Source organism: Stenotrophomonas sp. PS02297 (assembly GCF_029959705.1).
Classification (GTDB): Bacteria; Pseudomonadota; Gammaproteobacteria; order Xanthomonadales; family Xanthomonadaceae; genus Stenotrophomonas; species Stenotrophomonas nitritireducens.
The window spans coordinates 23,465-37,148 of sequence record NZ_JASCOS010000027.1 but is presented as its reverse complement, the minus strand read 5'-3'; the positions used below and the strand labels follow the sequence as shown (position 1 = coordinate 37,148).

At 69.3% G+C, this 13,684-nt stretch carries 12 protein-coding genes and 1 pseudogene; 3 read left to right on the top strand and 10 right to left on the bottom strand.

Features of this window, described 5'->3' with window-relative positions; all coding sequences use genetic code 11:
- Window positions 1-238: 238 nt before the first annotated feature.
- The 6 genes and pseudogenes from rodA (QMX80_RS08080) to QMX80_RS08055 form a co-directional block, all read right to left on the bottom strand.
- Window positions 239-1,336 (bottom strand): rod shape-determining protein RodA, encoded by a 1,098-nt coding sequence (gene rodA / locus QMX80_RS08080; RefSeq protein WP_055772329.1) that lies wholly within the window; start codon window positions 1,334-1,336, stop codon window positions 239-241.
- 129 nt (window positions 1,337-1,465) lie between these two features.
- Window positions 1,466-2,578 carry a rod shape-determining protein RodA gene (rodA, locus tag QMX80_RS08075; protein WP_055772332.1) on the bottom strand — a complete coding sequence of 371 codons (1,113 nt, stop codon included), beginning with the start codon at window positions 2,576-2,578 and terminating at the stop codon, window positions 1,466-1,468.
- 77 nt (window positions 2,579-2,655) lie between these two features.
- A pseudogene (mrdA, locus tag QMX80_RS08070) lies at window positions 2,656-4,575 on the bottom strand (penicillin-binding protein 2); the annotation flags it as partial.
- 3 nt (window positions 4,576-4,578) lie between these two features.
- A complete protein-coding gene (gene mreD / locus QMX80_RS08065; protein WP_055772338.1) occupies window positions 4,579-5,064 on the bottom strand; it encodes a rod shape-determining protein MreD in 486 nt (161 codons plus the stop codon).
- The gene (gene mreC / locus QMX80_RS08060) at window positions 5,061-6,101 is read right to left on the bottom strand and encodes a rod shape-determining protein MreC (RefSeq protein WP_282276382.1); all 1,041 of its coding nucleotides are present in this window, start codon (window positions 6,099-6,101) and stop codon (window positions 5,061-5,063) included. The genes mreD and mreC overlap by 4 nt, the downstream gene beginning before the upstream one ends.
- 126 nt (window positions 6,102-6,227) lie before the next feature.
- Window positions 6,228-7,274 (bottom strand): rod shape-determining protein, encoded by a 1,047-nt coding sequence (locus tag QMX80_RS08055; RefSeq protein WP_005419402.1) that lies wholly within the window; start codon window positions 7,272-7,274, stop codon window positions 6,228-6,230.
- 276 nt (window positions 7,275-7,550) lie between these two features.
- Here QMX80_RS08055 and QMX80_RS08050 point away from each other — a divergent pair, with 276 nt between their 5' ends.
- Window positions 7,551-8,483 carry a carbohydrate kinase family protein gene (locus tag QMX80_RS08050; protein WP_055772341.1) on the top strand — a complete coding sequence of 311 codons (933 nt, stop codon included), beginning with the start codon at window positions 7,551-7,553 and terminating at the stop codon, window positions 8,481-8,483.
- A gap of 76 nt (window positions 8,484-8,559) precedes the next feature.
- Here QMX80_RS08050 and QMX80_RS08045 read toward each other — a convergent pair whose 3' ends face one another.
- The 4 genes from QMX80_RS08045 to QMX80_RS08030 form a co-directional block, all read right to left on the bottom strand.
- Window positions 8,560-8,799, bottom strand: coding sequence for a hypothetical protein (locus tag QMX80_RS08045; protein WP_273084215.1), 240 nt, complete (start codon window positions 8,797-8,799; stop codon window positions 8,560-8,562).
- The gene (locus QMX80_RS08040; protein WP_282276379.1) at window positions 8,799-9,314 is read right to left on the bottom strand and encodes a hypothetical protein; all 516 of its coding nucleotides are present in this window, start codon (window positions 9,312-9,314) and stop codon (window positions 8,799-8,801) included. Before QMX80_RS08040 ends, QMX80_RS08045 begins: the two co-directional genes overlap by 1 nt.
- Before the next feature lie 2 nt (window positions 9,315-9,316).
- A complete protein-coding gene (locus QMX80_RS08035) occupies window positions 9,317-10,057 on the bottom strand; it encodes a hypothetical protein (RefSeq protein ID WP_282276378.1) in 741 nt (246 codons plus the stop codon).
- Between the two features lie 75 nt (window positions 10,058-10,132).
- Entirely contained in the window at window positions 10,133-11,254 is a 1,122-nt protein-coding gene (locus QMX80_RS08030) for an MBL fold metallo-hydrolase (RefSeq protein WP_282276376.1), read from the bottom strand.
- Between the two features lie 81 nt (window positions 11,255-11,335).
- On the opposite strand from QMX80_RS08030, the gene QMX80_RS08025 reads away from it, so the two are divergent.
- Window positions 11,336-11,962: a TetR/AcrR family transcriptional regulator gene (locus QMX80_RS08025; protein WP_282276374.1), complete on the top strand. Its 627-nt coding sequence runs from the start codon at window positions 11,336-11,338 to the stop codon at window positions 11,960-11,962.
- Window positions 11,963-12,127: 165 nt separating this feature from the next.
- Window positions 12,128-13,441, top strand: coding sequence for an acetamidase/formamidase family protein (locus tag QMX80_RS08020; RefSeq protein ID WP_282276373.1), 1,314 nt, complete (start codon window positions 12,128-12,130; stop codon window positions 13,439-13,441).
- Window positions 13,442-13,684 lie beyond the last annotated feature (243 nt).

Below are 13,684 nucleotides of genomic sequence, written 5' to 3'. Positions count from 1 at the left end.
AACGGGGGCCCCCGGCCGACCCCCCCACCCCCCGGGGGCCCGCCGGGGGCCCGGACCGGATTCCGGCGCCGCCCGGGCGTCTCCCCACGCCCGGCCAGCGGATCCCGGCCTTGCCGTCCAGCGCGATTGCAAGCCGGCCGCCACGGCGCGATGCGTCCTGTGGCGGGCGCTATTGTGAGGCTTTTGTTAAACGCTGTGTTTGATCCAGATCAACCCGATCCGGACCGGCATCGCACTTTCAGCCCGCATGGACCGGGCGATGCACGCGTACCGCCATCACCAGCCCGAAACCCGCCAGCACCGACACGGCGGCGGTACCGCCGTAGCTGATCAACGGCATCGGCACGCCCACCACAGGCAGCAGGCCGGAAATCATGCCGCCGTTGACCATCACGTAGACGAAGAACGCCAGCCCAAGACTGCCCGCCAGCAGCCGTGCATGGGTATCGCGCGCCTGCGCGGCGATCCACAGACAACGCCCGACCAGGAACAGGTAGGCCAGCAGCAGAGCCAGCACCCCCAGCCAACCGAATTCCTCGGCCAGTACCGAGAAGGCGAAATCGGTGGTGTATTCGGGCAGGAAATCCAGCGAAGCCTGGGTGCCCTGCCCCCAGCCGCGCCCCTGCCAGCCGCCGGAGCCGATGGCGATGCGCGACTGCAGGATGTTCCAGCCGGTACCCAGCGCGTCCGCGGCCGGGTCGATGAAGGTCAGCACGCGGTCCTTCTGGTACTGCCGCAGCAGCCCGAACCACGCCAGCGGCGCGGCCACCGCCAGAGCGCCCAGGCCGGTACCGATCCAGCCCCAGTGCAGGCCGGCCAGGAGCAGGGCGAATACGCCGCTGGCGGTGACCAGGGTCGCGGTTCCCAGGTTGGGCTGCAGCAGGATCAGGAGCGCCGGCACCCCGATCAGCAAGGCCGACACCGCCACCGTGCGCGGCGACGGCGGCAACGGGTGCCGGTGCAGATACCAGGCGATCATCAACGGCACGCCCAGCTTGAGCAGTTCCGAGGGCTGCAGGTAGAACAGGCCGAGGTTGAGCCAGCGCCGCCCATACTTGCCGGTGCCGATCGCGTAGACCGCCAGCAGCGGCAGCATCGATACGGCGTACAGCCACGGCGTCCACGCGCGCAGCCGCGGCATGCTCACCCGCGACAGCAGCCACATCGCGCCCAGCCCGGCGGCGAAATGCATCGCCTGGCTGCGCACCGGCCCGCCCACGCTGTGCAGCACCGCCAGTCCGGCCGCCATCACCGCCAGCAGCGCGGACAGCAACGGCAGGTCGAGGGTACGGACGGCCTCGCGGCAGGTACGCCCCATCCACGGGAAGATCGGCATGTGCGCTCCTGCGCCCCGGACGCACGGCGCGCGGGCATCAGGGGCGGCGATACAGGCGCGCGCACCGTCCTCGACGGTGCCGGCGCACACTAACCCCGGCCACTTTCGCGAATCTGTCGCGCGGATGCCTCAGCCGTGGCCGCCGTGCACCGGGCTGTAGCTGCGCGCCGCCATCACCAGGCCGAATCCGGCCAGCAGCGATACCGCGGCGGTGCCGCCGTAGCTGATCAGCGGCATCGGCACGCCCACCACCGGCAGCAGGCCGGAGATCATGCCGCCATTGACCAGCGCATAGACGAAAAACGACAGGCCGGTGGCGCCGGCGACCAGCCGCGAATAACCGTCGCGCGACTGCACCGCGATCCACAGGCAGCGGCCGACCACGAACAGGTAGAGCGCGAGCACGGTCGCCACGCCGATCCAGCCGAACTCCTCGCTCAGCACCGAGAAGGCGAAGTCGGTGGTCTGTTCGGGAATGAAGTTCAGGTGCGACTGCGAGCCCAGCCCCCAGCCCTTGCCGGCCAGTCCGCCGGAGCCGATGGCGATCTTGGACTGGATGATGTTCCAGCCCGCGCCCAGCGCGTCGCTCTCGGGGTCAAGGAACATCATGATGCGGTCTTTCTGGTAGGGCATCAGGAACCACAACCAGGCCACCGGTGCGACGGCCGCGACACCGCCCACGCCCAGTCCCACCCACCACCAGGGCAACCCCGCCAGCAGCAGTACGAAGGCGCCGCTGGCGGCGATCAGCATCGCGGTGCCGAAATCCGGCTGCAGCATCACCAGCGCGGTCGGGATGCCGATGATCACGCCAGCCACCAGCACCACCGGTATCCGTGGCGGCAACGGCATCCGGTGCAGGTACCACGCCACCATCATCGGCATGCTCACCTTGAGCAGTTCGGCCGGCTGCAAATAGAACAGCTTCAGGTCCAGCCACTGCCGGCCGTACTTGCCGGTGCCGAGCACGAACACCGCCAGCAGCGGCAGCATCGACAACGCGTAGATCAGCGGCGTCCAGGCGCGGATGCGCAGCACCGGCACCCGCGCGATCGCCCACATCGCCAGCAGGCCCACCGCGAAACGCGCGCCCTGGGCCACCACCAGGCCACTGCCGCCGGCGCTGTCCAGCACCGCCAGCCCCATGCCCATCAGCGCGCACAGCGCGAGCAGCAGCGGCCAGTCCAGGCCGCGGGTGAGCCGCTGCGCCATTTCCAGCAGCCAGCGCAGGAAGTCCCTCATCGCCGTTCCTCCTGCGCCGGTTCCGGTGTCGATGCCGGCGGCGCCGGGGGCGGCGCCGGTTCCGGCGAAGCTTCGGTCGCCGCAGGCGCTGTGCCGGCCGCAGGAGCGGTCGCGCCGGCCGCGCCTTCGACGGCGCCGCTGGCGTCCTCCTGCGCATCGGGCATCACGCCCAGCAGCCAGGCATCGAATACCTTGCGCGCGATCGGCGCTGCCGCCGAGCCGCCGTAACCGCCACCCTCGACCGCGACCGCGATGGCGATCTGCGGGTCCTCGGCCGGAGCGAAGCCGATGAACAGCGCGCGGTGGCGCAGGTGCATCGGCAGGCTCTTCGGGTTCACCGCGGCGGTGCCCTTGCGGCTGACCACCTGCGCGGTGCCGGTCTTGCCGGCCATCCGGTACGCGGCGCCGGCGGCCACGCGCCAGCCGCTGCCGCCCGGCTGCATGGTGCCCATCATGCCTTCGCGCACCGCCTGCAGATTGGAGGGATTGGGGCTGATCGGCCTGGACGCGGGCTGCGCCAGCGGCGTCCAGTCGTGATCGAAGGCCACCTTCTGTTCGACCACCAGGTGCGGCGTGCGCAGCTGCCCGGAGGCCAGGCCGCCGACGCCGCGCACCAGCTGCAGCGGGGTCACTTTCCACAGGCCCTGGCCGATGCTGGCGTTGACCATGTCGCCCGGATACCAGCGCTCCTTGCGCAGCCGGGCCTTGGCCGCCGGCGAGGGCAGGATGCCGCCGATCTCGCCGGCCAGGTCGATGCCGGTGGGCTGGCCGAAACCGTAACGGCCGCCCATGTACTGGTCGTAGCGCTCCACGCCCATGTCGGTGCCGAGCTGGTAGTAGTAGGTATTCACCGACTGCGAGATCGACTTGCGCAGGTCGGTCCAGCCATGGCCGCCGCGATTGGCGTCGCCCCAGCCGCGGCTCACGCCCGGCAGGTAGAACATGCCGCGCGAGAGGATCTTGTCCTCCGGCCGGCGCAGGCCGCTGTCCAGCCCGGCCAGGCCCAGGAACGGCTTGACCGTGGAACCCGGGGCGACGCCGCCGAGCACCAGGCGGTTGAACTGCGGCCGCGAGGGGTTTTCGTTGAGCCGCTTGAAGTCGGCGTGGGAAATGCCGTTGACGAACAGGTTCGGGTCGTAGGACGGCAGGCTGACCATGGCCAGGATCTCGCCGGTGCGCGGGTCGATCGCCACCGCCGAACCTTCCTGTTCGCCGAACGCGGTCGCCATCGCCTGCTGCAGGTCGACGTCGATGGACAGGCGCAGGTCGGTGCCCGACTGCGCCGGCACCCGGCCAAGGGTGCGGATCGCCCGCCCCTGCACGTTGGTCTCGACGCGCTCGTAGCCGATCTTGCCGCGCAGCTGGTTCTCGTAATACCGCTCCAGCCCGGACTTGCCGATATGGGTCAGCGCCGCGTTGCCCTCGCCCAGTTCCTGCAGGTCCTTGTCGTCGACCCGGCCGACGTAGCCGATGACGTGCGCGAGCAGGTCGCCGTACGGATAACGGCGGGTCAGGTAGGGCTCCAGCTCCACGCCCGGGTAGCGCCAGCGGTCCACCGCGAAGCGCGCCATCTCCTCGTCGCCGACGCGCAGCTTCAGCGTCACCGGGATGAAGCTGCGCCGCGCCTTGCGCGACTGGTTGAAGCGCTCGATGTCCTCGTCGCCGAGCGAGAAGATCTCCTTCAGCCCGGCCAGCGTGGCCTCCATGTCCTCGACCTTGTTGGGCGTCACGTCCAGGCGGAACGCCGGTACGTTCTCGGCCAGCAGGCGGCCCTTGCGGTCGTAGATCAGGCCGCGCCCGGGCACCACCGGCCGCGCCTTGATGCGGTTGGCTTCCGAACGGGTGGCGTAGACGTCGTGGTCCAGCACCTGCAGCTTGAAATACCAGCCGCCCAGCACGCCGAGCCCGAGCAGCACGCCGAGGAAACCGACCGCCGCACGGCGCCGGAACTGCTCGACCTCGGCCTGCGGGTTCTTGTGCTGGCGCCGCCCGTACATGGCTCAGTGCCCGCGCTTGCCCAGCCGCGCGGCATCCAGCAGCACATAGACCGGCAGCCACAACAGCATGCCCGGCAGCGGCGCCCACCAGTAACTCCACGGCAGCAGCGGCTCGGCGGTGAACAGGTGCACGGCGGCGCTGATGATGCGGTCGTTGAGCAGCAGGCCGCCGATCGCCAGCGCCTGCTGCGACAGCGGGAAGAAGCGGATGCGGGCGCGGAAGCGCTGCAGGATGAAGGCGAACACCACCAGCCGCAGCGCCTGTTCGCCGAGGATGCCGCCGTACAGCAGGTCGGCCAGCAGACCGATGCAGAAGGCGAAGCCCAGCCCGACCCGCTCGGGGGTCTCGATCACCCAGTAGCCCAGCACCAGCGCCAGCCAGTACGGGCGGATCGGCTGCAGCAGTTCCGGCAATGGCACAAGGCCCAGCAGCAGGGCCAGCGCGAGGCTGGCCGGCAATACCCAGCCACGGCTGCGCTGGCGGCTCATCGGCGGTCTCCTGCCGGAGGCGCCGGCGCATCGGTGGCGAGGGCCGGGGACGCGGCCGAAGGCGTCGCCGCCGGGGGATCGGCCGCGGCGGCGGGCGCGGCGCGCCTGGGCGTTTCGCTGTTCGGCGCCGGGCGCGGACCAGGCTCGGTGTCGCCGCCGGCCGGAGGCTCCAGCCCGGCAGTCACCGGCATGCGCGGAATCTCCGGCACCGAGCGCAGCAGCAGCACGTCGCGGCCACGGTCCAGCTTGGCCGCCGGCGCCAGTTCGCCGACCAGGAAGGCATGGGTGTCGTCCGGCCGCAGTTCCAGGATCCTGCCCACCGGGAAGCCGGCCGGGAACCGCCCGCCCAGTCCGGAGGTGACGATCTCGTCGCCCACTTCCACGCCGGCGCTGAGCGGGATGTCGCGCAGTTCCAGCCGGTCGCCGCGGCCATAGGCGATCAGGCGCACGCCGTTGCGCGCCACCGTCACCGGCACCGCATGGTCCGGGTCGGTCAGCAGCAGCACGGTCGAATGCAGCGGGGTCACCGCGATCACCTGGCCCATCAGGCCGCCGGCGTCGATCACCGCCTGGCCGATGTGCACGCCTTCGCGGCTGCCGGCATCCAGCACCAGGCGCTGCTTCACCGGATCCAGGTCGATGTCCAGGATCGGCGCCAGCTGCACGTCCAGGCCGCTGCGCTCGGCCACGTTCAGCAGTTCGCGCAGCTGGGCGTTGTCCAGCGCGGCGGTCTGCAGCCGGGTCAGCCGCGCGTTGGCCAGCAGCAGCTGGTTGCGCAGTTCGCGGTTCTCGGCGACCAGCTGGTTATGGCTGGCGGCGTTGTCGCGCACCGAGGCGCCCACGCGCCCGGGCAACCCGGCCAGCGCCCATACCGGCTGCACCGCCAGGCCGGCCTGCGTGCGCAGGCGCGACAACCAGCCGCCCTGGTCGTCCAGCACGATCAGGATGATCGCCAACGCCAGGTAGGCCAGCAGCCGCAGGGTGCTGCTGGCGTCGCCCTGGCGGGAGGCTACGGGTGGACCGGCATAGGGCGGCACGACGGACTTCGGCAGGAAAAATACGGAGGAAGGATGCGACGACGCCCCGGCGGTGCGATGCCCGGCGCCTGCGCGCCGCGGGCACCGCGCCGCAGAGGCGCGTGCGCGGTACGGAACGGGTGCGGCTTATTCCGGCGCAAAGAACTCGTTGCCGTGCATGTCCACCAGCTCCAGCGCACGGCCGCCACCGCGGGCCACGCAGGTCAGCGGATCGTCGGCCACCTGCACGTGCAGGCCGGTTTCCTCGGAGATCAGGCGGTCCAGGTCGCGCAGCAGGGCGCCGCCGCCGGTCAGCACGATGCCGCGCTCGGCGACGTCGGCGCACAGTTCCGGCGGGGTCTGCTCCAGCGCCAGCTTGACCGCGGAAACAATTCCCGACAGCGGCTCGTGCAGGGCTTCGAGCACCTCGTTGGAGCTGATCTTGATCATCTTCGGCACGCCCTCGGCGAGGTTGCGGCCGGAGATTTCCATCTCGATCACTTCCGCCTGCGGGTAGGCGCAGCCCAGCTCGACCTTGATGCGCTCGGCGGTGGCTTCGCCGATCAGCATGCCGTGGTTGCGGCGCACGTAGTTGGTGATGGACTCATCGAAGCGGTCGCCGCCGATGCGCACCGAGGCCGAATAGACGATGCCGTTCAGCGAGATCACCGCCACTTCGGTGGTGCCGCCGCCGATGTCGATGACCATCGAACCGCGCGCCTCGGTCACCGGCATGCCGGCGCCGATCGCCGCGGCCATCGGCTCCTCGATCAGGAACACATCACGCGCGCCGGCCTCCTCGGCCGATTCCTTGATGGCGCGGCGCTCGACCTGGGTCGAACCGGCCGGCACGCAGACCAGCACGCGCGGGCTCGGGCGCAGCACGCGCGACTTGTGCACCTTCTTTATGAAGTGCTTGAGCATCGCCTCGGTGTAGGTGAAGTCGGCGATGACGCCGTCCTTCATCGGGCGGATGGTGGTGATGTGGCCCGGGGTACGGCCGAGCATCTGCTTGGCCTCGGCGCCGACCGCGGCGACCGAGCGGGTGCCACCGATGGCGCGATCCTGGCGCACGGCCACGACCGACGGCTCGTTCAGCACGATCCCCTGCCCACGCACATAGATGAGAGTGTTGGCCGTGCCCAGGTCGATGGACAGGTCATTGGAGAACATGCCGCGGAGTTTCTTGAACATCTGGGGAGTGATCCTGAGGGCGCCCGCCCACGCCGGCTGGCGAAAAAATGGGCAGAAATCGGGGGCTGGCTAGCCTATCAACCCACCCCGGCACGGGCAAGGAAAATCCATGTCCGCAGCGGGTCCGGGAGGCGCTGCGCAGCGCCGGTGGCGATACGTGGTTCTGGCCGCGCGCCGCCGCAGCCGGTAACCTTATGCACTTTGGCGCGCGTCCGCGCCGCCCCGCCTGCGCCCGCATGGCGGCGGTTTCCCCTTACCCGTATAGGCCCGTCCGCGATGTCCGCTCTGATCTGTGGTTCCCTTGCCTTCGACACCATCATGGTGTTCCCGGACCAGTTCAAGAACCACATCCTGCCGGACAAGGTGCACATCCTGAACGTGTCCTTCCTTGTCCCGCGCATGCGCCGCGAGTTCGGCGGCTGCGCCGGCAACATCGCCTACAACCTGCACCTGCTGGGCGGCGCGCCGATCCCGATGGGCACGGTGGGTTCGGACTTCGGCCCGTACCGCGAGCACTTCGACGCGCTGGGCATCGACCTGAGCCGCGTGCGCGTGATCGACGAGCTGTTCACCCCGCAGGCGTTCATCACCACCGACCACGACAACAACCAGATCACCGCCTTCCACCCGGGCGCGATGATGCGGTCCTACGAGAACCACGTGAAGGACGTGCCGGGCGTGACCCTGGGCCTGGTCGGCCCGGACGGCCGCGAGGGCATGATCCAGAACGCCATCGAATTCAAGGAGATGGGCGTGCCGTTCATCTTCGACCCGGGCCAGGCCATGCCGCTGTTCAACGGCCCGGAACTGCGCGCCTTCATCGAGCAGGCCGACTACGTGGTGGTCAACGACTACGAGTCCAACCTGCTGCAGGAGCGCACCGGGTGGAACGAAAAGGAGATCGTCGGCCGGGTCAAGGCCTACATCACCACCCGCGGCCCGAAGGGCGCGGTGATCCACACGCCGGAAAAGAGCTACGACATCCCGCCGGCGCACGAGCGCCGCGTGGTCGACCCGACCGGCTGCGGCGACGCCTTCCGCGCCGGCCTGATCTACGGCATCCAGAAGGGCTACGACTGGCTGACCATCGGCCGCATGGGCAACCTGATGGGCGCGCTGAAGGTCGAGCACCCGGGCACGCAGAACCAGCGCTTCGACTTCGACGAGTTCAACGAACAGTTCAAGCAGCAGTTCGGCTACGCGCTCTGATCCGGCAGGTCCGGACATTGACGGAAACGGCGCCGGAAGGCGCCGTTTTTCGTTGCGCCGCCGCGCAGGCCCACGATCATTCCTGCGGGCCGTAACGCGCCGCCTCGCGCTCCAGCCAGGCCTGCAGCTCCCGCCTGCCGACGCCTTCGGCCTTGGCGCGGCGCAGGCAGTCGAGCATGTAACGCCGCTTGTCCTCGTCATCGCCGGCCAGGGACAGCGCCAGGTCGCGGTCCATCCAGCGCCGGAACATCACGTACAGCACCACGTGCAGGGCGATGGCCAGCAGGCTGACCACGAGCACGATCGCCAGGTCCATCAGCGCACCTCCCTCGTGGCCGGCGCCGGCACCGGTGCGCGCACCTGCGCAAGTTCCTGTTCCAGGGTGAATTCCTCCGGCCCGCGCCGCAGGTTGCCGGCACGGAGCACGGTGCCGCCGGCCAGGTAGAACAGGTAATGCTCTCCCGGCTGCAGCGCGACGTTGCCGAAGCCCGCCGACGGCAGGCAACCGAGGGCGTCGAGCCGGTTCGCCGGAGCGACCTGCAGTTCCGCGTCCTCCGCCCCCTTGATCCGCTGGCGCACGCGAACCCGGGCGCCGTCCGGCACGGTCGCCAGGACATCGGCGATCACGATGGTGTCGGCCCTGGCGGACAGCGCGGCGGCCAGGGCCTGCTGCCGCTGCAGGTCCCCGGCCACGAGCCGGCGGTGCGTGTCCGCGTCCAGGCTGCCGCATGCAGCCACCGGCAACGGCAACAGGGCAAGCAGCGCGCACAGCCAGCCCGCGCGGGACGTACCACCCCGCGACCAGATGGAGCCGCCGGCCACCGCCGTCACGATCAATCCCAGCCCGCGGGCATCTGGCTGCCGTCCAGGCCGCCCGTCTCGAACACCGCGGTCCGGGTGCCGCCGGCCTTTACCGGGAACTCGATGCGGATCACCTTGGCCTTGCGCGCCAGCCGCCACAGGCCGCGGTTGTCGGTGATGAACATGGCGATGGCCTCGTCGGTGTCCGGACGGTGCGCGGCCATCCGCCGCGGCGCCTGGTCGTCCACCGTCACCGTGACCTGGCAGCTGGCGTAGCAGGCCTTGGCGAAATCGCCGGCCTGCAGCACCAGATAGGCATGGCGTTTCCATTCCGGGTGGTCGCGGAACACCAGCTGCACCACCTTCGGGCCGCTGCCGTCGACATCGACCCGCTCCTTGCCCTGGATCATCGCCGAGCGCTGCACGCCCTTGCTGCCGACCGACACCTGGTTGTAGCTCCACAGGCCCTGCATGCGCCGCAGTTCGCGCGCGGCCTCGGCCTTTTCCTTTACCTCGGCAAAGCCCGGCTCGATGCGCCTGGCCGCTTCCGAGTCGGCGAACTGGTCGAGCAGCGCCGCGCCGTGGACGCGCGCCTTCTCCCACTCGGTGGCGGTCACCGCCGCATCGTAGAGCTTGGCGATGCCCTCGGCATCGGCCTCGCGCTTGGCGCGTTCCTGCGCGGCAGCGGCCTCGCGCTGCTGGCGCTCGGCCTCCGGATTGCCGCAGGCGGCCAGGGCAAGGACGCACAGGGCGCCGAGGATCAGGGGTTTCATCGGGCAACTCCGCAGGGACAGGGCGCGGCGATGCCGCGCGGCGGCGTCCACTTTAAACACCCATGCGGCGATCCGTCATTCCTGTGCGCCGCGTGCGCTCATTCCTTCGCCCGCGGAGCCCCCACGCCACCACGGCGTGGCCGGCGCCGGCGCGCGGATGTCCAGCCGCTCGCCCATCACCGGCGCGGCCAGCGTCACGCCGTGCTGCCGCGCCAGCGTGGTGATCCGCTCGAACGGCTCGGTCCAGGGATGCAGGGCGAGGTCGAAGGTGCCGTTGTGGATCGGCATCAGCACCTTGCCGCGTACGTCCAGGTGCGCCTGCAGGCTCTGCTCCGGCTGCATGTGCACATCGGGCCAGTCGGCATCGTAGGCGCCGGTCTCGACCATCGCCAGATCGAAAGGGCCGTAGCGTTCGCCGATGCGGGCGAAGCCATCGAAATAGCCGCTGTCGCCGCTGAAGAAGATCCGCGTGCGGCCGGTATCGAGCACCCACGAGGCCCACAGCGTGCGGTTGCCGTCGGACAGGCCCCGGCCGGAGAAATGCTGGGCAGGCGTGGCGGCGATCTTCAGGCCTTCCACCTGCGTTTCCTGCCACCAGTCCAGCTGGGTGATCTTTTCCTGCGGCACACCCCAGGCCAGCAGGCGATCCCCCACGCCCAGCGCGGTGACGAAGTGCCGCACCTTCGGTGCCAGCGCCAGAACCGCGTCGTGGTCGAGATGATCGTAGTGGTCGTGCGAAATGATGACCCCGGTGATCTCGGGCAGTTCCTCGATCGACAGCGGCGGCGCATGGAAGCGCTTCGGCCCCATGAACGAGAACGGCGACACGCGCTCGGAGAACACCGGATCGGTCAGCCAGAAGTGGCCATCCAGCTTCATCAGCAGGGTCGAATGGCCCAGTCGCCACAGGCTGTCGTCCGGTGCGTCCAGCAATGCCTGCCGGGTCAAGGCATGCACCGGGATCGCCACCTGCGGCGTCGCATCGGCCGGCTTGTGGAACAGGAAGCGCCACCACACCCTGGCACCGCGCACGAAGCCGAGCGGAACCCGCCTGGCCACATTGTGGAAACGCCCCTCGCCGTATTGCGGCGAGCGGTCATAGGAGGCGGCAGGATGCGCACCGCAGGTCAGCAGGCCAATGGACATGGCAATCAGCACCGTAACGAGAAGGAGGAAACGAGGCAGGCGACGCTTCATGGCTGGGCTTGCCGGGAAAAGTACACCAGCGAGTCTACTTCCATCTCAAGAAAAGTAAACTGAACGGTGTAAAATAGCCGCATGAACGAGCCCAAGCGCCCCCTCCGCCTGACCGACCGCAAACGCGCGGCGATCCTGCGCGCGGCGGTCGCCGAGTTCCGCGAACTGGGCTTTGCCGGCACCAGCATGGACCGCGTCGCCGCCGCCGCCGAGGTATCCAAGCGCACCGTCTACAACCACTTCGCCAGCAAGGATGAGCTGTTCACCGCCATCCTCTGGCAGCTGTGGGAAGCCAGCCAGTCGCTGGACGCGCTCGCCTACGATCCGGCCCGGCCATTGCGCGAGCAGCTGCTGGCCTTCGTCGCGCAGAAACTGCGCCTGCTCAGCGACGCCAGCTTCATCGACCTGTCGCGGGTGGCCATGGCCGAACTGGTGCATGCACCGGAACGGGCACGGGTGATGATGGACAAGCTGGCCGAGAAGGAAGAAGGCCTGGCCACCTGGATCCGCGCCGCACAGGCCGATGGCCGCCTGCGCGACGACATCGCGCCGGCCGACGCCGCCCACCAGCTGCAGGGCATGGTCAAGGCGTTCGCGTTCTGGCCGCAGATCGCGATGGGCGCCGCGCCCCTGGACGCCAGCGCACAACAGCGGGTGATGCACGACTGCGTGGACATGTTCCTGGCGGTGCGCGCGCTCACGCCCTGAGCGCAGCGCCCGCCCGCTCCGGCAGCCTGCCGCAGGAATCATTGTTCGGCTGCACGAACGGCCGGAATGACTACAGCTGTAGTTACTTTTGACACTGCGGCGGCGACCTCGCCCTTCATACACTCCGCGAACACGCCCGCCGGGCCCTTCGCAGACATACGCAACGTGCGCACTTCCCTGACATTGTCATCGCTGCTGTTGTCCGCATTCCCGTTCACCTCCTTGGCCGCCGATCAATGGATCCTCGCCACCGATCTATGGGGCAACAGCGCCCGGCAGACCTTGGATCTGGACGTGCAAGGCACGCGTGTCAGCGGAACATTGGGCGGCGACCCGATCACCGGCAGCGTGAACGGCGCGCAGCTGAAGTTCACCGCAACCGGCAGTGACGGTCAGGTCTATCACTACGACGGGCGCATCGATGGCAGCCACATGCAGGGCCGCAGCGATGAGCCGGACACCAACAACCGCAGCGCGCGTGCAGCGCATGATTTCAGCGCCTGGCGGGTGCCGTCGCGGCCGGACAAGGCACCGCGCCTGCACCACTTCACCCCAGGCGACTACTCCAATACCTTCAGCGCCGACCGCGCGCCGGCGCTGGTGATCTGGCCCGGCGATTCGGTGCAGACCAGAACCCTGGATTCCGGTGGCGTCGACGAGCACGGCATCACCCGCGCCTTGTTCGGCAACCCACAGGTCGGGCCGTTCTTCGTCGCCGGCGCCGAACCCGGCGACACGCTGGCGATCACCATCAGCTCGCTGAAACTCAACCGCGACTACGCCGACAGCCTCGACGGCATCGTCGGCCGCCTGAAGACGCCACGCATCGCCACCGAGACCGCGACGCTGGGCAAACCGGTGCGCTGGGAACTGGACCGCGTGCGTGGCATCGCACGCCCGCAAGGCGCGAGTGGCGCATTGAAGCACTTCGAGATCCCGGTCAAGCCGATGCTGGGTGGCCTCGCTGTCGCGCCGGGCTTCGGCTACCCGCCGTTCTCCACCGGCGACACCGGCGATTTCGGCGGCAACATGGATTTCAACGCCGTGGCCGAAGGCAACACGGTTTACCTTGAGGTGCAGCAGCCCGGCGCGCTGCTGTATGTCGGCGATGGCCATGCGCTGCAGGGCGATGGCGAAACCAGCCAATGGGCGCTGGAGACATCGCTGGATGTGGTGCTGAAGGTTGAACTGATCAAGAAGCAGTCCATCGCCACGCCCCGCGTGGAATCACCGACGCAGATCATGACCCTGGGGCAGGCCGGCTCCAGCGACGATGCACTGCGCCTGGCGACATCGGGGATGCTGCAGTGGCTGCGCCAGTCCTACGGCCTGGATATGTCGCAGGCTACCCAGGTGCTGGGCGTGGCGGTGCAGTACAACGTGGTCAATCTTGCGGGCCGCAGCGTCGGCGTGGCGGCGAAGATAGACAAGGCGGTACTGAAGGGCCTGCCGCTCGCGGCGGCAAAGACCAGCAACTGAGGGCTGCGGTCGAAATCTGATTGCGGCTACGGTGCAGGAAGCGTCGTACAACCTGCACAACAACGCCGCCACCATGTAGTGCCGAGCCATGCTCGGCAGGGACCTCCCCGCGAAAGCCCCAGCCGAGCATCGCTCGGCTCTACAAGAAAGGGTCCGCGCGAAGGGCCCCGGGTGCGCTGTGCTTGCGCGGGCTGCGACGCCTGCGAAGCCCTCAAACCTGGAGCGGCGCAAAAACAAACGGCG

Bases quoted from the DNA above. Each gene is read 5' to 3' on its own strand.
- rodA (WP_055772329.1), bottom strand. From the start codon at position 1,336: ATGCCGATCTTCCCGTGGATGGGGCGTACCTGCCGCGAGGCCGTCCGT.
- rodA (WP_055772332.1), bottom strand. From the start codon at position 2,578: ATGAGGGACTTCCTGCGCTGGCTGCTGGAAATGGCGCAGCGGCTCACC.
- mreD (WP_055772338.1), bottom strand. From the start codon at position 5,064: ATGAGCCGCCAGCGCAGCCGTGGCTGGGTATTGCCGGCCAGCCTCGCG.
- QMX80_RS08055 (WP_005419402.1), bottom strand. From the start codon at position 7,274: ATGTTCAAGAAACTCCGCGGCATGTTCTCCAATGACCTGTCCATCGAC.
- QMX80_RS08050 (WP_055772341.1), top strand. From the start codon at position 7,551: ATGTCCGCTCTGATCTGTGGTTCCCTTGCCTTCGACACCATCATGGTG.
- QMX80_RS08045 (WP_273084215.1), bottom strand. From the start codon at position 8,799: ATGGACCTGGCGATCGTGCTCGTGGTCAGCCTGCTGGCCATCGCCCTG.
- QMX80_RS08035 (WP_282276378.1), bottom strand. From the start codon at position 10,057: ATGAAACCCCTGATCCTCGGCGCCCTGTGCGTCCTTGCCCTGGCCGCC.
- QMX80_RS08030 (WP_282276376.1), bottom strand. From the start codon at position 11,254: ATGAAGCGTCGCCTGCCTCGTTTCCTCCTTCTCGTTACGGTGCTGATT.
- QMX80_RS08025 (WP_282276374.1), top strand. From the start codon at position 11,336: ATGAACGAGCCCAAGCGCCCCCTCCGCCTGACCGACCGCAAACGCGCG.